Origin of the sequence: Nostocoides jenkinsii Ben 74, from assembly GCF_001046875.1 — a bacterium.
Lineage (GTDB): Bacteria > Actinomycetota > Actinomycetes > Actinomycetales > Dermatophilaceae > Nostocoides_A > Nostocoides_A jenkinsii.
Genome location: NZ_HF571038.1, coordinates 3061669 through 3082114 on the forward strand (window position 1 = coordinate 3061669; position 20446 = coordinate 3082114).

The 20446-nt window shown below is 67.2% G+C and carries 25 protein-coding genes; 8 read left to right on the top strand and 17 right to left on the bottom strand.

Annotation, left to right across the window (positions count from 1 at the left end; translation table 11 throughout):
- Positions 1 to 7 precede the first annotated feature (7 nt).
- Positions 8 to 1057, bottom strand: a complete 1050-nt coding sequence (locus BN13_RS14610) for an IS30 family transposase (RefSeq protein ID WP_235433932.1) — start codon at positions 1055 to 1057, stop codon at positions 8 to 10.
- 261 nt (positions 1058 to 1318) lie between these two features.
- Between BN13_RS14610 and BN13_RS14615 the strand changes: the two genes are divergently transcribed.
- Positions 1319 to 1522: a hypothetical protein gene (locus BN13_RS14615; protein ID WP_048547972.1), complete on the top strand. Its 204-nt coding sequence runs from the start codon at positions 1319 to 1321 to the stop codon at positions 1520 to 1522.
- Between the two features lie 106 nt (positions 1523 to 1628).
- Here the strand turns inward: BN13_RS14615 and BN13_RS14620 are convergent, their stop codons facing one another.
- From BN13_RS14620 to BN13_RS14630, 3 genes are read right to left on the bottom strand one after another with little or no spacing between them, the layout of a single operon-like run.
- The gene (locus BN13_RS14620; RefSeq protein WP_048547973.1) at positions 1629 to 2018 is read right to left on the bottom strand and encodes a type II toxin-antitoxin system death-on-curing family toxin; all 390 of its coding nucleotides are present in this window, start codon (positions 2016 to 2018) and stop codon (positions 1629 to 1631) included.
- Entirely contained in the window at positions 2018 to 2341 is a 324-nt protein-coding gene (locus tag BN13_RS20825; RefSeq protein WP_321162916.1) for a ribbon-helix-helix protein, CopG family, read from the bottom strand. The genes BN13_RS14620 and BN13_RS20825 overlap by 1 nt, the downstream gene beginning before the upstream one ends.
- Positions 2238 to 3173, bottom strand: a complete 936-nt coding sequence (locus BN13_RS14630) for a hypothetical protein (protein ID WP_048547975.1) — start codon at positions 3171 to 3173, stop codon at positions 2238 to 2240. The genes BN13_RS20825 and BN13_RS14630 overlap by 104 nt, the downstream gene beginning before the upstream one ends.
- Before the next feature lie 538 nt (positions 3174 to 3711).
- Between BN13_RS14630 and BN13_RS14635 the strand changes: the two genes are divergently transcribed.
- A complete protein-coding gene (locus BN13_RS14635; RefSeq protein WP_048547976.1) occupies positions 3712 to 7026 on the top strand; it encodes a hypothetical protein in 3315 nt (1104 codons plus the stop codon).
- A gap of 78 nt (positions 7027 to 7104) precedes the next feature.
- Here BN13_RS14635 and BN13_RS14640 read toward each other — a convergent pair whose 3' ends face one another.
- Together BN13_RS14640 and BN13_RS14645 are read right to left on the bottom strand one after the other, a co-directional pair.
- Positions 7105 to 8013 carry an HNH endonuclease gene (locus BN13_RS14640; protein WP_235434066.1) on the bottom strand — a complete coding sequence of 303 codons (909 nt, stop codon included), beginning with the start codon at positions 8011 to 8013 and terminating at the stop codon, positions 7105 to 7107.
- A 156-nt stretch (positions 8014 to 8169) separates the two neighbouring features.
- Positions 8170 to 8571 carry a bleomycin resistance protein gene (locus BN13_RS14645; protein ID WP_048547977.1) on the bottom strand — a complete coding sequence of 134 codons (402 nt, stop codon included), beginning with the start codon at positions 8569 to 8571 and terminating at the stop codon, positions 8170 to 8172.
- Positions 8572 to 8666: 95 nt separating this feature from the next.
- Between BN13_RS14645 and BN13_RS14650 the strand changes: the two genes are divergently transcribed.
- On the top strand, positions 8667 to 8888 hold the full coding sequence (locus BN13_RS14650) for a hypothetical protein (RefSeq protein WP_048547978.1): 222 nt from the start codon (positions 8667 to 8669) through the stop codon (positions 8886 to 8888).
- A 15-nt stretch (positions 8889 to 8903) separates the two neighbouring features.
- Here the strand turns inward: BN13_RS14650 and BN13_RS14655 are convergent, their stop codons facing one another.
- From BN13_RS14655 to BN13_RS14665, 3 genes are all read right to left on the bottom strand, one after another.
- A complete protein-coding gene (locus BN13_RS14655) occupies positions 8904 to 9266 on the bottom strand; it encodes a TraR/DksA family transcriptional regulator (RefSeq protein ID WP_048547979.1) in 363 nt (120 codons plus the stop codon).
- 286 nt (positions 9267 to 9552) lie between these two features.
- Positions 9553 to 10587, bottom strand: coding sequence for a hypothetical protein (locus BN13_RS14660; RefSeq protein ID WP_162199973.1), 1035 nt, complete (start codon positions 10585 to 10587; stop codon positions 9553 to 9555).
- Positions 10562 to 11749, bottom strand: a complete 1188-nt coding sequence (locus BN13_RS14665) for a 2OG-Fe(II) oxygenase (RefSeq protein ID WP_048547981.1) — start codon at positions 11747 to 11749, stop codon at positions 10562 to 10564. Before BN13_RS14665 ends, BN13_RS14660 begins: the two co-directional genes overlap by 26 nt.
- A 132-nt stretch (positions 11750 to 11881) precedes the next feature.
- On the opposite strand from BN13_RS14665, the gene BN13_RS14670 reads away from it, so the two are divergent.
- The 3 genes from BN13_RS14670 to BN13_RS14680 all read left to right on the top strand — a co-directional run bounded on the left by BN13_RS14670 (position 11882) and on the right by BN13_RS14680 (position 13953).
- A complete protein-coding gene (locus tag BN13_RS14670) occupies positions 11882 to 12382 on the top strand; it encodes a Pr6Pr family membrane protein (RefSeq protein WP_048547982.1) in 501 nt (166 codons plus the stop codon).
- A gap of 12 nt (positions 12383 to 12394) precedes the next feature.
- A complete protein-coding gene (locus tag BN13_RS14675) occupies positions 12395 to 12613 on the top strand; it encodes a Pr6Pr family membrane protein (protein ID WP_048547983.1) in 219 nt (72 codons plus the stop codon).
- Positions 12614 to 12852: 239 nt separating this feature from the next.
- Positions 12853 to 13953 (top strand): hypothetical protein, encoded by a 1101-nt coding sequence (locus tag BN13_RS14680; RefSeq protein ID WP_157038618.1) that lies wholly within the window; start codon positions 12853 to 12855, stop codon positions 13951 to 13953.
- A gap of 46 nt (positions 13954 to 13999) precedes the next feature.
- On the opposite strand, the gene BN13_RS14685 is transcribed toward BN13_RS14680, so the two are convergent.
- From BN13_RS14685 to BN13_RS14705, 5 genes are all read right to left on the bottom strand, one after another.
- The gene (locus tag BN13_RS14685; RefSeq protein ID WP_157038619.1) at positions 14000 to 14575 is read right to left on the bottom strand and encodes a PIN domain-containing protein; all 576 of its coding nucleotides are present in this window, start codon (positions 14573 to 14575) and stop codon (positions 14000 to 14002) included.
- Between the two features lie 3 nt (positions 14576 to 14578).
- The gene (locus tag BN13_RS14690; RefSeq protein ID WP_084733792.1) at positions 14579 to 15079 is read right to left on the bottom strand and encodes a helix-turn-helix domain-containing protein; all 501 of its coding nucleotides are present in this window, start codon (positions 15077 to 15079) and stop codon (positions 14579 to 14581) included.
- Positions 15080 to 15115: 36 nt separating this feature from the next.
- A complete protein-coding gene (locus BN13_RS14695) occupies positions 15116 to 15484 on the bottom strand; it encodes a hypothetical protein (protein ID WP_048547987.1) in 369 nt (122 codons plus the stop codon).
- A 72-nt stretch (positions 15485 to 15556) separates the two neighbouring features.
- A complete protein-coding gene (locus BN13_RS14700; protein WP_048547988.1) occupies positions 15557 to 15820 on the bottom strand; it encodes a type II toxin-antitoxin system RelE family toxin in 264 nt (87 codons plus the stop codon).
- A complete protein-coding gene (locus BN13_RS14705) occupies positions 15817 to 16080 on the bottom strand; it encodes a type II toxin-antitoxin system Phd/YefM family antitoxin (RefSeq protein ID WP_048547989.1) in 264 nt (87 codons plus the stop codon). Before BN13_RS14705 ends, BN13_RS14700 begins: the two co-directional genes overlap by 4 nt.
- A gap of 174 nt (positions 16081 to 16254) precedes the next feature.
- Here BN13_RS14705 and BN13_RS14710 point away from each other — a divergent pair, with 174 nt between their 5' ends.
- Together BN13_RS14710 and BN13_RS20670 are read left to right on the top strand one after the other, a co-directional pair.
- Complete coding sequence (locus tag BN13_RS14710; RefSeq protein WP_048547990.1) at positions 16255 to 17622, top strand: alpha/beta hydrolase; 1368 nt, start codon at positions 16255 to 16257, stop codon at positions 17620 to 17622.
- 58 nt (positions 17623 to 17680) lie between these two features.
- The gene (locus BN13_RS20670) at positions 17681 to 17803 is read left to right on the top strand and encodes a hypothetical protein (RefSeq protein WP_268806969.1); all 123 of its coding nucleotides are present in this window, start codon (positions 17681 to 17683) and stop codon (positions 17801 to 17803) included.
- A 1083-nt stretch (positions 17804 to 18886) separates the two neighbouring features.
- Here BN13_RS20670 and BN13_RS20450 read toward each other — a convergent pair.
- The 3 genes from BN13_RS20450 to BN13_RS14730 are packed head-to-tail and all read right to left on the bottom strand — an operon-like array spanning position 18887 to position 20279.
- A complete protein-coding gene (locus tag BN13_RS20450) occupies positions 18887 to 19372 on the bottom strand; it encodes a hypothetical protein (protein ID WP_235434067.1) in 486 nt (161 codons plus the stop codon).
- A complete protein-coding gene (locus tag BN13_RS20455) occupies positions 19369 to 19809 on the bottom strand; it encodes an HIT family protein (RefSeq protein ID WP_048547993.1) in 441 nt (146 codons plus the stop codon). The genes BN13_RS20450 and BN13_RS20455 overlap by 4 nt, the downstream gene beginning before the upstream one ends.
- Positions 19806 to 20279, bottom strand: coding sequence for a TIR domain-containing protein (locus tag BN13_RS14730; RefSeq protein WP_048547994.1), 474 nt, complete (start codon positions 20277 to 20279; stop codon positions 19806 to 19808). The genes BN13_RS20455 and BN13_RS14730 overlap by 4 nt, the downstream gene beginning before the upstream one ends.
- Between the last annotated feature and the right edge of the window lie 167 nt (positions 20280 to 20446).

Sequence of the window (20446 nt, forward strand, 5' to 3'; positions counted from 1 at the left end):
GGCGGTGTCAAGGCGTCGTAGCAACGTGGGGTTGGCCGAGGAGGAGTCGTTCGAAGGATTCGCGGGGGGTGAGGTAGCCCAGGACGGCTCGGGGGCGTTCGTTGAGTTCTTCGGCGATGGAGTTCAGGTAGGGCTGATGGGCGGGGATGTTCTCGCCCTTGGGGATGTACTCACGGATCAGGCCGTTGGTGTTCTCGTTGCTGGGACGCTGCCAGGGGCTGTGTGGATCGGCGAAGTACACCGGCAGGTCGGTGGCGACGGTCAGCGCGGCGTGGCGGGCCATCTCGCTGCCTTGATCCCAAGTCAGCGAGGCGCGCATCATTTCGGGTAGGGCGTTGACGTGCTCGATCAGGACCTCGGCCAGGTCGTCGCTGGACTTGCCGTGATGCAGGGCCACGATCACGGTGTACCGGGACATCCGCTCGACCATGGTGGCTGCAGCGCTGGCGCCGTTCTTGCCGATGATCAGGTCGCCTTCCCAGTGCCCGGGTACCCTCCGCTCGGCGCTGCCGGGGTGTTCGTTCTCCCGGGCGGTGATGGGACGCATCCCCACGATCGGGGCCCCGCGCCTGCTCGATGAGCGGGGCTTTCGCTGGGTGCGCTTGGAGCGCAGGAAGACCCCGTGGCGGACCAGCTCGGCGCGGGGCATGGCGTAAATGAACTGGTAGATCGCCTCGTGCGAAGCCAGCAGGCCACCGGCCGGTAGGGAACCCTTCATGACCTCCACGGTGGCGTCCTCGGCCTCCAACTTCAACCGGCCGGCGATCTGACGGGGCGTGCGAGACTGCCGCAGATCGGCCAACACCCGCTGACCCAGCAGCGGATCGGCGGCCACCTTGCGCGGCTGCGGACGGGCGCGGCGCCGTTGGGCCCGCACGTCGGCGCTGACCACCCGATACCCACACGTCTTGGTGGAGTTCCGGGCAATCTCCCGGGTGATCACTGACCGATCCCGGCCCAGGTCACGCGCGATCCGCGCCGGGCTCCAGCCCGCCTTCAACCCAGCCGAAATCTCCGCCCGGTCCTTGATCGTCAACTGCCGTCTCGTGCCTGCCACCGGTCCAGCCTCCCAGCCTTCAGCCCCGATCCAGTGGAGGCTGTTGCTTGGACGCTATGACCCTGCCGCATCACGTGGCCGCAGAACCCCGCTGGCTCCGGCACCATCACCATCAGCTACGCGCTGAATCTCCCGGCGGGAACCACGATCTCCAATGTCGGCCTCAATGGCGAGTGGGGCAACTCCGGTTCCTGGTCAGGGCCGGTCATCTCGGGCAGCACCATCACCTACACCGTCACGACGGACACAAGCCCGGCAGACATGTGCGGCGGCATCTCGTTCGATCTCAACAACTTCGCCAGCCCGAAGACCGCCACGATCGACCCCACCATCACCTTTGGTAGCGTGCCGGCGGGCTGCGCCCCGAACGATGGCACGACCTACACCTTCGAGCGCAATGTCGATCCCAACATCGCGAACTACGGTGCTACGGCGAACTGCCAGGACTCGGCTGTCTGGGTCTGATCGACCCTTTCGTGAGAGCGCCCCGCGGCCTGCCGCGGGGCGCTCTTCGTGTCTGTGCCGTCGCCTTGCGGGGCGCCGACGACCCCGAAGACCCGGACCGCCCGGTCTACTCCTGAGTGTTCTTCACCCAAGACCGCCGGAGCCAGTCTGCGATGTCGTCGACTTCCCGTTCACCGCGGGCCACGGAGAGGACCAACTCCTCGGCCTCATCCACCGACGCATAGCGGGGGTCTTCTCCATTGAGCAGGCAGAAGATGCGCGTCGCCGCCCAAGCGAGGCGCTTATTGCCGTCGATGAGCGGATGATTTCGCGCCAAGGAGTGCATAAGGGCGGCTGCCTTATCGGCAAGGCCCGGATATGCATCCGCGCCAAACACTGTCGCCTGGGGTCGGTGCGCGGCTGAGGCGAGAAGACCCAGATCACGCACCATCACCTGGCCATCCACGACCCCCTCGGCGACGCGCAACAAGTCGTCGACCGACAGATAGTCGATCATTAGCGGCTCAGTCGCTCAAGCAACTCTGCATCCTCTGATGCGACTCGGGTGATCAATGCGTTGAGACGTTCGTCGCGGTCCGTGACATAACGATTGATGGCCGAACGCACGACCTCGTTCATCGACCGCCCCTCCTCGGCAGCGCGTCGGCGGAGGGCCTCCGTCTCGTTGTCAGTCAATCGCAGATTCATTGCCATACTCGACGGTACCACGGCGGTATCATTGCCCGATCTTGATGGCCTGCAATCCTTCTTGCTCAGGCAGAGTCGCGCGGTCCGGGGAGGAGGTGGGCCCAGCGCCCGGTGGCGAGCCGAGGCAGTCATACGACGAATCGAGCACCCGCTGGCTCCATCCCGGTGGCACCCACGTGCCCGAGTGGAACTGGGGATGCGCCGGGTGACGGATGCGTGCCCAGAAACTGAAAATCAGCTCAGCCCAGTCAGATTCGACGATCCATTGGATCGGGCCACGGTCGGAGTCGCCGGCGAAGGTGACCGTCCGTGGAGCCAGCAGCTCTGCCGATCGGATGGGTTCCCAGCTCCACGCGTGGAGCCCGTTGGGGTCATGCAGATAGAAGCCGTACTGCGACACGTGCACCACGCCCGACCCGGCGACGCGCCAGCGCCGCTGAGCCAGCGCCTCCGCCTCGGCCTTGCGATTGGCGTTGCCGATCCCGCGGAAGGCGGCCCCGGCCGGCATCGCCCCGGCTCCCACGGCCATCATCCCCGCCCCGCCCAGCATGAAGAAGCCGCCGCCGCTCTTGTGGATATAGCTGCCATCGCCCGCCGAGACGAAGTCGTACAACGTGTAGGGGCCGCCCGCGACGACGCGCTCACTCTGACCGAGATAGGGCGCGAAGGTGGTCGGCGACGCGGGCACCGTGTGGAAGGTCCCGGCATCGATGAGGTCGTTGATCCAGACGGTGCGCCAGATCGCCGAGTCAGGGGCGGTCAGTTCGTTGGCCACATCCGCCTCAATGTCATCGAGACGCAGGGCGTTGACCACGTGGTGCGTCACGCGATCACCCTCGGAGAATCGGACCGCCTCGGCGACCGCCAGCGTGGGGCGGGGGAGGGCCGCGACGAATCCAGACCGGACATCCCGCGGGAGGTAGCGCACGTCGGTCTCGTCCCGGCCCAGCCCAGCCCAGCCCATCACTCTCGCCGCGCCCCTGCCCCGGCGCCACGGGGAAGCTCACCGGTGGCGGCGGATCCTCCGGGACGTCGCCGATGCGGCGCACCACATCCCGGGCGGGATGGACCCGAACGTGGGTGATCGACCAGCCCCCGATCGGTGCGAACCGGCCATCGTCGCGCCGGCCGAGCGGCTGATCCATCTCCACGACAACGAGACGGCCGCGCTCGGCGCGCCACCCGAGACGCCGCCGGAAGTGGCGACCATCCGCGGCCCGGCACACACCGGACAACTCCCGAGCCAACTGCGCCACGAGCGGGCTCGGCTGGCCAGGCAGGACGGCGCCCAGATCCTCGAATCTCAGGTAGGCGCCGTTCCAGGCAGCGGCATCGACGCTCTGCCCCGCTGGCGCCACCGGGCTCGTCATCGGCCGCCAACGTCAGCCGCGGCCCGCGGAACCACATCCCCCATGCGCCATCCCTTCCCCTCAACCCGACCGCCTTCATTGTGCGGCAATCGGTTCCGCTGGCACAGTCCTGGCCATGCCACGATTCCCCGTATGACCGTGCCCGCCCTGCGTGACCTCCTCGCCGCTCTCGATAAGGAGACTCATGCGGCGCGGTGCCAGCGCGTCGTGGACCTCGCGCGCGCGAATCGCGGGTCTGCCGATCTGGGCCGCGTGCTGGATGGGCTTGTGGCAGAGAGCGATTATCACGCGCTGCTCGCGGTGACCGGGGCCGCGACGGCGGGGGACACGGCCCGATTGCGGCGGTTGAGTGCGCATCCGAAGCCCCGGATTGCCCGGGCAGCGGCGAGGGCGTTGCCGTTGCCGGCGGCGACCGAGGACATCACGACGGGGTATGCCGCGGCCGCACCCACCGACCGCCGACTCCTGCGCCGGCGGCTGGCCGCGGATCGGCGCACCGATGTCGTGGACGCCCTGATTCGGCTGGACCTCGAGGACCGCGAGCGGGCAGGACTGCTGGCGTCGGCGAGTGCCGAGGTGGCCGCGGGCTACCTGCCGGACCTGGCCGACCTGGTCCCCAGCGTGCGGGCGCTGGCGACGCGGCACCCAGGACTCGTCGTGGCCCATCTGCGCGAGGCGACCACCGCGGCGTTGCCGCTGGTCCGAGCGCACTGGTGGATGTGGGCGGCTCCGGGGGTGGGGTCGCTGGTGGCGCACGACCCCACCGCGGTCCTGGATCTTCTGGAGGCCGCCAGCCCCGCCGGCGTCCTAACCAACGGCGTGATCGACCACCTCGGCGCGCTTCTGCGTCATGACGCCCACCGGGTTGCGGTCCTGCTGACCCACGCCAATAGCGTTGTGCCGCCTTGGCTTCCGAGTGGATTGCGTCGCAACGCCGATCTGCTCTCACCACACGATCGGGTCCGCGTGGCCCGTTGGCTTCGGGACCGCGAGGACCTGCTGGCCGAGTTCCTCGACGCGTTGCCGCCCTCGGTTCGCGCGACGGTGTTCGACGGGGCTTTCGCCGGGATCGGCACGAGCCAGCGGGTTTGGAGTGAGGCCCTCCTCGCGGTGCTGCCCCGCGAGACGCGACACCGGGAGGCACAACGCATCTGCGGTCTTGGCGAGATCGCTGCGGTTGAGTCCGTTCGGCTGCGCCACAGCGCGTGGCTGCCGGCGACAGAGGCAGCCGAAGAAGTGGGCGACGCGGTGCGGGCGTCCCGCTCCGAGGACCGCGCGGCGGCGCAGGTCGCGCTCCTGTTGTCGAGCGCTCGTGACCGCCGACCCGATGCTCTCGCCGGCGCGCTCAGCCGACTTCCGCTGCTGCGCAATGAGCAGGATCCGGTGCGGCTCGCGGTCGCCAGCGCGCTGACACAGGTGTCACCCCGGCTGCTGGCGGATGTCGGGTTGGCGGAGCTGGCGGGGTTCGCGCGATCGGTCGCGGCGGCGCGGGACACCTCACCGGCAACTCTGCACGCGCTGCAGGTGACCGTCTGGAGGGTCATCGAGGAAGCCCTTGCCCGTGGAGACGCGGATGAGGCGATCGTGCGGCAAGGCCTCGACATCATCGATGTGCTGACCGAGCCCCGCGGCCGGCCCTGGCTTCCCTCGTTCGCCGGGCTGCCGCGGGGCACGGAGCGGGTCATCGTGACCGCCTTCCTCCCCCGCCTCCACACCGCCGCGGCGAAAGACGACTATCACCTGCTCTTCGATCTCGCCTACGCCCTGGGCGAGCGCGCTCGTGGGATCCCCGAACTCGACGTCCTCGTGCAGCGCGCGCTGCGCGCGCCCAGTGATGCCACCGTTCGCACCGCCGCGCAACTGTGGCATGCGGACCCGAGAACCCGGTCGGCCCGCGTCGAGGAGGCGCTGCGGATCGACGAGTCTCTGGCGGTTCTTGAGGTCGTGCAACGGACTCTGAGTCACAGCCGGCAGGACTTGCTGGAGGTCCTGTGGAAGCGCGGGTCGCTGCGAGGGCGACTCTGGGGGCGCAAGCCGGGCTTCGTGCCGCTGCTCGATGGACCCTTCGGACGCTGGCTGCCACGGCAGGTCGCGGCCTATGCCGACGCCCTCGAGGCGGCCATCGCCACGAAGGACACCCCGAGCTGGACGGTCACGCGCGCGATTCGCGTGCTCGGCCGCCTCCCGGGCATCGGCCTGGCCTACGCCGGCCACCACACGGCGTCTCCCCACATCGAACGACGCGAGGCCGCGCTCGCGGCACTGGCGTGGACCGACCGGCCGGGGGACGCGCTGGGGCGACTGCTCGCCATACGAACGGGGGATGAAACCCGCGTGGCGATATATGCCGCGGGTCGGTGCCTGCGCGACGTCCCCGCCGCCCGGGCCCTGCCCCAGCTCGCGGACGCGCTGCGGGACCCGGCCGCGAAGGTGACCGCGCGCAAGGAACTGGTCCGGCTACTCGGGCTGATCCGGACTCCGGCGGCGCTGGATCTCCTGGTCTTCGTGGGCCTTGACCCGCAGAGGCACCGGGACGTGCGGCTCGCGGTCGGGCGCACCATCCGGGCGTGGCTTGATGACGAGCGGTCGTGGGATGTCCTCGACGCCGTCGTCGGGCTCGGTCGCGACGGCCTGTTGTCCCTCCTCGAGACGGAGCCGACGCAGCTTCCCGTGCGCCATCGTCGACGGTATGCCGCGCTGCTCCTGCCCGGATCGACTCCCGTCCTGCCCGAGGCCGTCGCCGCCCTCGGACTCTGGGCGCCGTGGCTGCCGGAGGCGATGACCGTGCTGGCAGGGTTGGCCGCGGACACGAGCCAGCCGGGGGGTGCGGTCATCGTCGAGGCGCTGCGCCAGGGCTTGCGACGGGGCGCCGATCCCGCAGCGATCGTCGAGGCCGTCGAGACGCTGGCCATTTTGTCCACCGCCGCCGATGAACCCGAGGTGGGGCCACGGCTCGATCTGCCGACACGGCAACGCCTCCACGAGGTTGCCCTGGGGGTCACCGCCTATCCGCCCGCCGAGCAGGCGGATCACCGACACCTCACCCGCGTGCTGGTGGGCACGCTGGCGGCCCACCCATCGCTGCGGGAGGTGACGCTCACCCTGGCCGCGCGGGCGATCGACTGGAGCGACCCCGAACTCGACGTGGACGCGGTCCTGGCGCTCGTGGACGAGCCGCTGCGGTGCGCGACCGTCCGGTCGGTGATCGGCCGCTCCCTTGCCGACTTCGGTGGTGAGATCACCGACGAACTCGGCGCGACCGTGGACGCGCTGCTCGCCGACCAGTCGCTGGCTGCCGGCGCCGCCGCGCTGGGGATCGTCTCGTGGGCCGGGCCGCGGACCGGCTGGACTTCGTTGTGGCAGCACCGGATTCGTATGCTGCGTCGCCACCCCTCCCCCACGATCGCGTCGTGGGCCTGCGATGTGGTGACGGTGCGGTTGCCCTAGGGGTGTTTGGCGTGGGCGACGCTGCTCGTGGGGGACTTTACTGTCGTTGGGGCGGCAGCAAAGTCACCCACCACGAGGTCACGCGCTGAGGAAGCGCCGGAATCGCCGATCCAGCAGGTCGCGATCGGGTCGGTCCCCGCGCCGGGCCGGCAGCTTGCGAAGGCCATCCCCGTGCAAGCCCTTGATGCCGTGCTCAAACAGAGGCCCATCCACCTCGTCGAGGATGTCGTCGCGGATGGCCACCTGGTAGTCCGGCGAGATCCCGAGGATGCCCGCGTCATACGCGGCATGGTGAATCTTGCGCAGCGCCAACCCATTTCGCACGGCAGCAATGCCATCGTCCGCCGAGTCCGGGATGATGTGGGCCGCATCCAGCAGTTGCGTGTGCCCTAGCGCGCACACCGCACACTGCGTCTCGTAGGCGCGCATCACCATTGACCGGAAGACCGGTTGGTGGATGCGCTGACGCGTCTCGCGCAGTGCGTACTGTCGCAGCACCTCCTCCAGTGGAGATTCCGGCAGCGGCAGCACTTGGAGTGCGTCGCAGGCGAGCACGAACTGATCAAGCTCCGGTTCCGCCCCGATGACATAGACCGGGAAGATCGGCTGGTACCAACTCGGCGCGATGCCCCACAGCCAGATCAGAGGCAGTCGCAGCTCCAGCGCCGCCTGGATCCCCTGGTTGTCGGCGGTGCCGCGCGAATCAGCGCGCATCTTGTAGCGCGGGTGGCCATCGCGGCCACGACTGTCCCCATACGGCCGCTCGCCGCCCTCACGCGTGTGGACAGTCATGATCGACAGGGCCGCTCGGCACTCCTTCGGCTTGCGAATGCCGCGCCCTTGATCGATCAGGGTGATGCGCTCACCGCGAAAAGTGAACTGCGTCAACTCGGTTCGGCTGATCGCGTCATGACCGTCGTTTGTGCGCAACGCGAGCCACGCCATCGCCTCCCGGCGCAACGCGACCTCGTCCTCGAGTGACAGCACCTACCCAGCATGCCAGGCACGGGGTCGTCCCCACCGACGCGGCAGCCAGATCAGCGGTCTCATCGGCCACCGGAGGGAAGCCAACTGACCCAAACACCAACAACGCGCCTTCTGCAGCTGTTCCCTACGCGCAAGCGATCGAGGCGTATTCCGCGATCACGCACCCCCGCGGGTGGATGTCGTAGCGGAGTCAGTTTCGGGGTTCTGGACCAGCCGCAACAGGGTGCCGTCCGGATCGATCAGCGCACCGATCCGCAGCCCGGAGTCCTCGCGGTGGGGCGGGTGGATGCGGGGACAGCCCCGGGTGGTCTCGGGGAGGCCGGCGGCGCGGCATACGGCATAGAAGGCATCGACATCGTCGAGCCGAAGGCAGCAACTGAAGCTGCTTGTCGCGGGATCGACGTCGGGCCAGCGGAAGAACTCCAGCACCAAATCGCCGCGCACCAGGATCAGCCAGCCGTCGTCGCGATAGCCCGGCTCGAAGCCGAGCCGCGCATAGAACGCCACCGTCGCGTCGTAATCGCTCGAGGGCAGGTTGGGGGTCGCGTGATCGGCCATCGCCCCACGATAGGCCTGCTTCCCGAGGTGTATGGCAGCGTTCCCACCGAGCGTCCGCGACCGCGGCCCAACAGGTCCTCGGCTAGTCTCGGGGCATGCCGCGACCCGACGGATTCGACTACAGCGTGCGCGGGGAGGATGTCGTCATCAGACACCACGGCAAGACCGCGACAACCCTCCGCGGGGCACGGGCGGCGGCCTTCCTGGACGACGTTGAAGCCGAGGATCCGCAGGAGCTGATGGCCCGGCTCACCGGGAACTATCGGCGCGGCAATGAGCGACAGGCCAGTCAGCACCCGCGCAATCGCCGCCGCTGACCGGTCGGTCAGTCGTCAAGGTCGGGCCCGACCCGGCCGCGAGTTCTGCGCACAGGTGATGCATCGCACCGCAGTCGGTCGCGCCTCCAGGCGCGCCTCGCCGATGGCACCGCCGCAGGTCTCGCACCGTCCGTAGGTTCCTGCGTCCAGGCGCTCGAATGCCGCGTCGATCTGAGCAAGGTGCTCGCGCACCTGGTGGGTGAGCGCGACGACCCGGGCGCGCTCATAGGCGATCGTGGCGCCCTCGGGATCGTGCTCGTCATCGGCATTCGAATCCCGTGACGCCGCAACGAAATCGTCGAAGCTTTCCCTGAGTTCGTCCAGCCGCTGCGCCGCCTCCCGGCGCTCCCTTTGCAGCCTTGCCCGCGCACCAGTCATGCGGCTTGACGCTACCTCGCTGACTTGGGGTGGCGGACCTCGAGTCCGTACGGCTTCTCCATGGACGTGCACGGGGTCTACCGCGTTGCGCGGTCGCTGGCGCCCGGCAAGGTATCGCGTCGCGAGACCTCGGCTGCTATGCCGAACCCGCCGCCATAGCCCTCGCCCGCCAGGCGATCTTCCTGGCGTGACGCCAGCGCCCTCGTGCGCCTGATGAGGGGCCGGATTTGCGCCGGTGGGCCTCGGCTCACGCCTCATCGTGTCCATTCCGCATCCGCCGATGGGATCACCCGCGTTCGGGAAGAAGCAGCCTCAGCACAGCGTCGTCCTCGTCGCGACGGGCCGCCGCCAGGGTGAACAGGGCGTTCGTCTTGGTCAGGACAAGCGTGTACGGCCTGCCCGTCCGTCGCGTCACGTGCGTGACGGGGAGGTCGGCGCCGTCGATGATCGAGTGGATGTGTTGTCGGCCAGACTCCGCCAGCGGCCACTCGTGGACCCGCCGGGCCGGATCGGACAGGAATTCCGCGAGCTTCCCACAGTCGCGGCAGCCACATCCACGCGGCGGTCGAATGGACCAGTCGTCGGGTTCGCGCTCGGGCCTCGCCAGTCGCGCCTGCAGATCCTCGATGACGTATGCCGCGAGCTCACCCCCCAGCCCGCTTTGCACCGCCTCCGGCCACGACCGGGACTGCAGGACAATCGAGATCACCTCCGGGAGGAAGGTGTCGTCCGCTGTCAGGGCCTGCGCCACCTCCGACCGCAAGACGGAATCCCCCTCGGCGGCAGCGGCTTTCAGGATTCCACTCAACGGGCTCACGAGCGCCGCCCGCTGAGCCCTGGCCCAGGACGAGGGAGCCGCGCTCCGGTGTGCCTCGACGCGTCCCTGCACCCGCGCCCACCCCTGCCGAAGCACCTCCGCCGCGAGTGCGGGGCGGCCCCGGAACTCGGCCACGACGCCCGGCATTGTCGCCAGCCATGCGTCGAGCCCCAGGTCCGGCCGCGAACTGTGGGCGAACCAGCCGGAGATGCAGTCACGGAGCCAGGCCTCGTCATACGCCTCCGCCAGCCGGCCGAGGCCTCTGGCCACGCCCGGAGTCACGGCAGTGATCCCAAAGGGGGCGATGAGCATGCGGGCCAGGGACTCGTCGTCGACGAGCGTCGCAATCTCAATGACGCGGTCCATGGTGACGGTCCCGGGCGACTCTCGAACAAGGGTGGGCCACAATGACTCCAGACCGGCAAGGTCATCCCGCGCGAGGCCGTCATCGCCGGCCCGCAGGCGCTCCTGGAGATCGTCAAGAGCCCACGCCAGGTCCATCACTGCGCGATTGGCGAAGGCAAGCTCGCGAGGCCAGAGGAGGACCGCGGCGCGGCGATACCACCGGTCCATCGTGTTGCCGTAGTTGCCCATGTAGCCCTCGTAGTCCGACTGATACGGGCGGCAGTTGGCGAGTGGGTGTGGTCGCGCACAGGTCAGCGTCGGCGAGGATCAGGCCAACCGGCTGCGCCGCAGCCGCGTCTCGCGACAGCCACTGCGTCAGCGACACCGACGAGTCGAGCAGCTGCCCCGAATCGTCAGCGTCGCTCGTCTCCTGAATGTCGAGCAGCCCCAGCGAGACCTCGCACCCCGCGATATCCCCGGCGATCCGCAATGCGGCAGCCCGCTCGATGTCGACGCCTTTGAGCCGCTCCCACGCCAGGCTGCGCTCGGAGTAGTGGTGGTCGAGCAGATAGGCGAGCCGCACCGGCCGCTGCGGGACGTCGCCCGTCCACCGCGGTGGGGGGCGATGGGCAAAGTGTCGTCGGATGTGTTCGGCAGCCTGGTCGATCTCATCGCCGGACCCCGAACCAGCGGACTGCTGGCGCGCAAAGATGTTGTAGGTCAAGCTGATTCGATGGCCGGTGCGCACCGGGCGGACCTCGTGCACCTGATCGGCATAAAACGCCACCGCCGTGGTGTGCTCGCGCGAGCCGGGGTAGGCCGCCTCCCGGCCGGCTCCGTGCACGACAAGTTCCCCGCCCGAATGCGCTGACGGGAGGACGACGACGAGAGTCGCCACCATGTCGTCATGCTTCTCCGAATCCTGGTGCGGCAGAAAGAACTGCCCCACCTCATACACCAGCATCGAGTGGAACTCGGCGGTCAAGGCGGTGGTGGGCGGCAGGCCAAGAGCGCTGCGTGTCGACTCCAAGACGGCGTCCAGGTGGTCGCCCCAATCGACGGAGACGAGGTGTGCGGGGATCAGCCAGGTATGCCGCACGCTCGCGTCCGTCAGCGTCTCCTCTCCCAGTCCGTATGGCGCGGGCTCCGCCAGCGCGCGCAGCTTGACCGCCTGCGGGCGGGCGATGGGCAGCTTCACCGTGCCGTAACCCGCCACCGTGACCACGGGGGCGCCCGTGGGAATGGTGACCCAGCCGTGCGCCGGGCGCGCCTGCTCACCACCCAGCAGCCGGGCCAGCTCAGCGCGCGGAGGAATCGTCATACGACGATCGTGTCAGGCGGCACCGACATCGGCGGGCCTCCGGGCCATCCACGGGTGTCCGGCAACCGCCCAACCCTTGGTAGCCTCACGCCGGTCACATCGGGTGATCGGCCAAAAGCAACAGAAGACCACGTGCGGGCTGACGAGCTTTCGATCCGGAATCAGTCGCCCGGCACCCCCGGCGGGGGCGCCGCGAGGGGGGCGCGCGCGGCATACCTCGGTAATGGGTTGCTTGCCGGGCTGGGGTTCCTGCTCGTCCTGGCTCTGTCCGCGCTGGGGCATTATGACGACACCCCGGTCGCCGGAAATGTCTACGACGGCAACGCAATCGGGATGGCCGGCGCGTGGGGAAGGGCCGCGGACACGGTCAGCTACTTCACGGAGTGGTCCAATGTCGTCGTCGCGATTGCCCTGCTGATGCTGTGGCGCGAGCCCACGCGCGACACCTATTGGCGGCGGGTGCTCCGCGCCGACTCCCTGCTCATGATCACCGTGACGTCGATCGTGTATGCCGTGCTGCTCGCCCCCACCCAGCGCGTCACCGGATGGTCGGTATTCACCAATCCGTGGCAGCACATCGTTGTGCCGCTCGTGACGGTCGTGGTCTTTCTCGTCTGGGGGCCGCGCGGTTAGTTCTCGTGGCGGGTGATCGCGGGGTCTCTGCTGATTCCGGCCGCGTGGGTGGTGTGGATGTTGGTGCGCGGGGCGGCGGTCCGTGCTTATCCCTACGATTTCGTGGATCCGACGACCTATGGCTACCCGGCGGTGCTGGCGACGATCGGCAAGATCCTGGTGTTGGGGACAGTGATCGCCCTGCTGTTCTGGGGAATCGACCGCGCCCTCGTCAGGTGGCGCGGCCGATAGAAGGGGTTATCCACAGGGGTGTGGATAGAGGCGGACGTGGTTGGCGAATCGGTGGTTTGCTTGCCGGCATGCCAAAGAGAACACATGCAAACCGCCGCAAACTAACCCATCGAAGCGCAACCCGTGCTCGCCCACTTGGGCCGCCGCGGGCAGCCACACCAGCCGACGCCCGCCAAGGCCCCGGGAGCTCACTGCAGGCCGCCTTGGACGGCGACCAACCCTTGGCGGTCGCGAACTGCGTGTCCCACGTCATGGGGCTCGTCCGTGACGGCACTCTGTGGGATCCGGTGGCCAACAAGCCATTCCGGAATCTCGCGCATTTGGTGGATCGGGTGATGGACGCCGACGGTCGCGAGCCGACAGCGATTCTGCACTGCATCGCCGCGATGACCTCGGATACTGCTCTGGCGCAATACATTCGGCACGAGCTCGCGAGTCGAGACGCGGTAGACCTGCCGCCCGCCGTCACGACGCTCGCAGAGTTGCGGATCACTAGGGCGTGGATGAGGCCGGACCCTGACGGCATCGGCGAGCAGTGGGTTCTGGAGCTGCACGGTCCGGGATTCCGCGAGCACGCCCTGAGTCTGTATGTCGATCACCGGCTCGCCGACGCGCTCAAGATCGCCGTCATCCTGACCCAGTCCGCGGAGAGCACCATGGCGGAACTCGCCATACCGGCCTTGGCTGCCACAGAGTTTGAGGAGGTGCCGCTCGACGAGGCGGGTGCCAAATGCCGACACGCGTTGGCGTTGTATGACACGTACCGCGACGAGATCAGGCCCGCACCAAACTGGCCCGGACAACGCGATCTCGTGGAGATGCTGCTGCGCTCACTACCCGAGGGCGGCCAAGGGTATCCCGAGCGCGTCCGCGCCCCCGAGTTGAATGGTCTGACGCTGGACGAGGATCGCGAGGATGCGCTAATCCAAGAGTGGGTGATCCAGTACTTCCTGTCGCGCAACCTGCCGAGCATCGACGCACTCGACCCGGACGAAATTTTCACCGTCGAAACTTTGCTTTTGGCGGCGCTGCGTTATCTCGATCCGATCTGCCCGGTGTGGGAGTCGCGCATCGTCCACTGGATGATGACGTGGTACGTGCCCATGGTCCTCGACCCAGCCACGGATCAGTATGACCGTGGCCCCACCGTCTTCCGGAACCTCATCCGCTTCTGGCACGGGATCCACGGAATCGACTACGCCACAACCCTTTCCGCTCTCGCCACCCTCAAGAGACACGAGCAGGAGTATGCCGCCCTCCGCCACGACCCAGTCCTCGCCCGTCGGCGGGCAGCGGTTCAGTCGAGAAGCCAGGTCGCGGATGGAGGACCCCGGCGTTGACGGGCACGCGTTGAGAGAGGGCAAACGACGCTGATCGACCGCGCCTTTACGTCGCCCGGGCACGAACTGCCGCGCGGAGTCCGTTTGCGGTTTCACCGTCCAGATGACCCTTGATGTTCATCAGATCGATGATGTCGGAAGCCGATTGGGGAGGATGCTGTCGACGCGAGGACATCTCACAGAGCGCGGCGGCTGCCCGAACGAAGTCAGCGCTGGCCATGTCACGGACGAACTCGTCAGGATGCGAAAGCCGAACTCCCGTTGGCAGGACACCCTGGGGGAAGTCCATTCGATTTTCAGTGACGATGACCTCTGCTCGGCCGACGATCGCTGCAGCCACGATGTGTTCGTCATTAGGATCTGGCAGGCCGACCTGGCCTATCAGCTGCACGCGCGAGTCATCCTCGATCGGGAACGCGCCTCTCAGACTGTCAACCAAGTGACGTGCCCGTCGCTTCGCCTCGGCCGCCTTGACGTTGCGCTGGAGATGTTTTCGTTCCTCCACATAGCCGATCTCGAAGAGGACGTCCTCGGTGATGACAACCCGGAAGATTCCACGACTTGCCATAGACAGCAAGAAGGCACGCCGCATCCCTGAGTACAGGACGCAGGTGTCGAGCACCGGCTAGCTTCCGGCGGAGCGGCGCAACGCGTTGGCGCGTCGCGCTTCCTTCATCAGAGCCCGCAACTCGATCGTATCCAGGTCGTCGTCGTCCAGGTCCACCGATGTCGCCGCGATGGCGGCGAGTTGGCGCTCCCGACGCTGCTTTCGGTAGTCCATGACGTCCTTCAACTGGATCGTTCGACGGCTGCTATTGCGCTGGCACGGGATCTCGCCGCGCTCGATCAGCTTGATCAACGTCGGTCGGCTGATGCCCAAGAGCTCGGCGGCCTGTTGGGTTGTGAGTCGCTGCGTCTGCGGACTAACGGTGATGGAGTGCCCGGAGTGCATGGCCTGGACAACCTGCAGCAGAAGCTTGTGAACCTCGGCCGGGATTGGCACCCTTCCGCCAGGACCCACTAGGGCAAATGCGTCTGACGACTCGTCCGCGAGCAGTGCCTCAATCGGATCGAGGTCAACGCTGTCGGCGGGTAGATAAGTCTGAGACTCAAGAGCGGTAGGCATGTCACAACTCCCTGCTGGATCGCAACTATCATAAGGTCATTGCGAATCTTGCGCACGTCCGGGTGGCCACCCAGGATCATCCATGCCGTGTGCTCTCGGACTTCCGCTGTCGCCGCGGCCTCGGCACAGGTCGGCGATATCGAGCGCTCCAGCCGGGGATGCACCGATCCCGATCGATCCAACCCGATCGAACTCATCGAGAATGTCTTGCGCGCTCGCGAACCGGTCCAGCCAGGCGAACCCGACACCGCGAAGCGCCTCGCCAGCCTTCGCCGACGCTTCCGCGTCGTCCAGGGACCACCAGAAGTCCACGTGCTCGCCCGTCAGCAGTCGACCAATCGTTACGCGCAGCTGGCAGTTGTAGTCGTTGATCCACGGACCGCGAGGAACGCCGCCCCGGTTCATCTCGGGAACGTACACGCCAAAGTCCAGAACGGCGTTTCCAGCACGTCAATCGGACAGGTAGCTCCTTGCAAGTCACCGACGCATATAGATGTCGCGGCGATGGCCGACGGCGATGACAAGAACCAACAGGATGTCGTCGTAGATTTCGTAGACGACGCGGTAGTCGCCGGTGCGGACTCGCCACTCGCCATCGCCGCCGACCAGCTTTCGGGCGCCTTGGGGTCGAGGGTTCTCCGCCAGCAACTCGATGGCGGCCTGGATCCTGCGCCGAGCCGCGGGATCCAGTTTGCGCATCTGACGCACGACTGCTGGCGCGACCTCGACCCGATACGTCATGTCAGGCCGAGGTCGGCCTTGACCAACTCCCACGGGATGGCGGCACGTCCGTTTGCCATCTCGGCCCGCGCGGCCGCGGCGTTCTCGAGGTCCGCGAGGTCCTCGGCCGCTGCAATGAGTCGGTCTAGGTCATCGGCGTCGATGACTGCAGCTACCCGATGCCCGCGCCGCGTGAGATACACAGGGCTGTGCCCAACTCGCGCAGCATCGACGACGTCGGCCAGCCGGGCTCGCGCGTCGCTCACGGTCATTTCGCTCATGTACACGACGATAGGGCGAAAGCGCTGGTTTGTACATTCCCGCGTTCAGCTGTTTCGGCCATAACCTCGCCCGGCTCCGCGCACTCGAGGCCGACGCAAACGAGGCTGCGACAGACTGGTCCATCCCGCGCCGCTCACCGCGGGGTGCCAGCTGAGGCGAGCACGAGCGAGGGAATGGGTTCGGCGCTTGCCGCGCCAGTGGGCCGCTGCGATGCTCAGGTCATGGCACGGGACGAGTCACGCGAAGCCGAAGGGAACGTGGCCGTGGTGGTCGCGCACGGCATCGGGAACCAGTTGCCGATGGACACAGTGCGCGCCTTGGTCGACAACGTCTTCGGGAAAAAATCGGGGCTTTCCACGTCAGCGCCGGTATACAACCGAATGGATCGCGAGGCCAGGTTTCTCGACCTTCGTCGACTGATGCTCGTCAAGACCAGGAAGCGGCCCCGCGTCGACTTCTACGAGCTGTACTGGCAGCCGACGTTCGGCACCGGCAGCGCTGGCGCGGTCTTGGGGTGGGCGCTCCGCCTGCTGCGCCGGACTCCTGAGGGCAGCCAGATGCGTAGAGTGGTGCACACAGTTCGGATCGCTATCGGGCTGCTGTTACTGCTGGTTTGCGTCCTGGCGATCGTGGCATGGGTGCTGGTGCCGAACCGGGGCTGGGAACTCGCTGCGGCAACTGTGCCGTTCTTGTTGTGGGCGCTAGGGGTAGCGCGGCTACTGGTGAGCAGCGTGCTAGCCAATGTGGTCTCAGATGCCAGCCGCTGGTTTGCGCCTGGGCCTGGGGACATCGAGGGGCGCGACAAGGTGCGCCTGCAAGGCGTCGAGCTACTCAGGGGTCTTCATCGAGTGGACGCCAATAACAGGCCCCGCTATGAGCGCATCATCGTCGTCGGGCACAGCCTGGGGGCTGTGATCACCTACGACGCCATTCGTCTGGCCTTCGACGAACTGCGTGACCCCAAGCCACAAGGGGTGGAAGACCCGCCTCTGGTGGGGCCGCCGGACCAGCGGCAGCCGTGCGCATGGAACTTCCTCACTGGGAGCCCCACTCTTCTATCGAGTCCGAACGGCCAGGCGGACGACATCGCCCGCGTGGACGTGCGGGCCACGGCGGAGCGGTACCACGAGGTTCAAGAGGCACTGGACGAAGAACAGAGGGGCCTGGGCGTTCCTTGGCGGGTCACCGACTTCATCACCCTTGGGTCCCCCTTGACCCACGCGCTCGACCTGCTAGGCGGAAAGGATGTCACTCTCGAGTGCCGCATGTCCGAGAACGAGCTGCCCTCCTGCCCACCCCGCGGCGAACAGCAGCACCGGGAGGAGGTGTGGAAGCGCGAGGGGCGTCCGACTCAGCTCGCGGCTGGCGCGGATGGCAAGGGACGGGTCGCGTTCTACCGCGGCAACAATGAGTCCGGGCCCCTCCGTGCGCATGAGGCTTCACCGTTCGCGACTACTCGGTGGACCAACCTGTACATCCCGGTGACTCCGTGGCTAGGGGGGAGACCCTGTCGGTGGTCCGGTGGCGGAAGTATTCGGTAGAGGCATCTTGGACATCGCCGTCGAGATCAGCGCTCCTACGAAGAAGGAGCGGAACAGGGTGCTGCGACGGCCGGTCAAGGCCCACACGTGGTACTGGCATCGCATCGGGACAGGTTCGGGGGACCAAGACAAGGACTGCATCGAGCAGCTTCGCACCGCGATGCACCTCCACTGGGAGTAGCGGCGCGCTCCCGGCGGGATTGGAATGGCGCCGCCTCGGGGCGCCCGGGGATCGGTGACCGAACGGCCGCCTGCCTGGACATCGTTGACGCCCTGCCCGCTTTCACCGAGATCCTGCTCGACCGCGGGTACTCCCTGGCTAAGGGATCCCGTCTCGTTGGACCCTGCAAGATCGCGACACCACCTTGATGATGGATCTACGCGCGACCCGGCCGGTCGTGCGTCTTGGACCTGCTCGGCGACGGTGCGACGCACCTCGGTCGAGGGCTCGTCGAGAAGGCGCGTCGCGGCGTCGCGGCGAGGCGTCGAGGACGGCCCGCCACGCCTTCGCGGCGTCGAGACTGTCGAAAGTGACGGTCAGATGCTTGCCGTCGTGGCGGTGGCGGACCCGATGGGACTCGCAGCCTGAGCGTGGATTGAGCCGCGTTTCGCTGGACGACATTGGGCGGGGCTCCCTCCGGGTGTGTACCCCAAGTGTTCCCTAGCCCTGCGACAGGCCGGGGCGTAAGCCCCTGACCTGCGAAAATGCCGAGTGGGTAGTTCCCGAAAGTCGCTGACCTGCTGCGACGTCGCGATCAACGCGTCCGCTGGCACAGGTGAACGTGCCGGCTAGGCACACCGTGCTCCTTCGCCTGGGTGACCACCGGGCGCGTCGCTCAGCCTTGCGCGTCGGGGTCAGCCGGGAACTAGCGGATCGAAGGGCCCCGCTTCAGCCCGTCAGGGTCCTTGATGACGACATTCGCTGCGGCGCAACTCGTTGAACATCTGAGTCGCCTGCTGGACGTCGAGGTCGAGAATGCTCCGAACCGTCTTGTTGGTGATCCAGCCTTACTCGTTGAGGTGGGAATCCACCCGAGGACAAGCGGACCGTGCCGAGCGACTGAGGCGACAGATGGTCGTAGCCGCCATCGCAATCCGCGGGGAGCGCGCCGCTGCCAGCGCGTCCGGCCGATCCTCAAGTTCCTGGAGCCAGTCGTCGTGCTGGTCGATCATGGATCACTCTGCCTTCCCCCCTCGGTTAGGGTGCAACGGCGCGTCGCCAGGACGGGCGTGAAAAGTCCAGCGGTGCAACGCGCATCTCCACTCAGGGCGAGACCGCACACAGTCTGATGATGATTACCAGACCCACCACCAGCAGGCTTCCGTAGAAGGGCGCGATAGACCACGACGCCCAGGTCCTCCACTCGGGGAACCAACGCCGCCGAAGCCTCCTGGCCCTTTCCCGCCACTCCAGGTGCTCTGGGATCGGGTCGTCAGCGTCCGAAGGGTCAAGGGAGAACAGCGGGACCGTCTTGGTCCCCTTGGCCACCGCGTCGTACAGGCGGCGGTATGCCTTCTCCTGCCTCAGGTAGTTCACATCCAAGAACAGGAACAGCAGCACTGCGCCGATCCCGAGGAGTGCTATCGACTCGGCATTCTTCGTGAGCGCGTACCCGTAGGTGGCCGTGACCACGGGAAGCAGCCACGCCTTCGCATTGGCGGATGCTCCAGCCATGCGTGTGACGACGGCCTGGATAAAGTCGAGGTGCTTGTGCAGGTCCTCTCGACAGGGCACGCCGCTGTCCGTCACGGCTTGATCGACCTGCACACGTCGCGGAGGCGCTCCAGGGCGTCATCCTTCTCCGTCTCGTCGAACTCCACCTTCTCCGGCCAAATCGGTCCCATCGCATCGCCGCCCCAACGAGGCACGAGATGGACGTGGAGGTGGAAGACCGTTTGCGTGGCAGCCGCACCGTTGGACTGGATGATGTTCAGCCCTTCGGGTTCCACAGCCTCCCTGATGGCACCAGCAAGGCGAAGCGACGCCCAGGCGAGGTGGCTCGCCGTCTCCTCCGACAGCGACCACACGTCCGGGACGTGCTCACGCGGCACGACCATCGTGTGGCCCAGGACGGCAGGCTCAGTCGGGAAGAAGGCTACGACGTGCTCGTCCCGGTAGACCTCGCGTGCGTCTGGGTCGTCACGTTGGACGATCTCGCAGAAGGGGCAGTCTTCGACTTCGTTCACGACCTGACCTTGCCCTGAGTCGACCACCACTCCAGGTTGTCGACCAACTTGCCGTACGTCGCCTTCGAGTCGATCTTCCCGTCCCACGTCTTCACTGCGGGGTCGAAGACGGGAATGCCGGAAGAAGCGCTGAACGGGCTCGTGCCAGGACTGTCTACCGAACCCATGGACGACAGCCCATGGATGTGCACCCCAAGCAAGGGCTTCTTGTCGGCCCACGCCTTGTCGATCTCATAATTGACCCACTTGCGGCCTGCCGTCTGCTGGCCGATAAGCACTATGACAGCCTTCTTGTAGGCCATCTGCGCGTCAATCCAGTCCTCGATGGCGCTATCACCCTTCTGCCGCACTTCCTCCCACTTTTGTGCGTTGAGCAGAGGCTGACCCTCCAACGCGTTGATGTTGCGGACGAGTTGGACGCGGTTGACGTCTCGCTCGTAGTGGAACGAGTAGAAAACTGACTTGGCCATGGTGGCTCCCTTCGCGTGGTTCCCGTTCTTGCCGGGCTCACGAACATCTCTAGCAGACTGCTCCGACACTCCTGGATCATCGCCGTGCGGTTGCCGGGGGCCCTCGCACCCGCTGACTGATCGTCGTGCTCAGGTGAGCTGCGCCGTGGACTCCTTCACGACCCGTT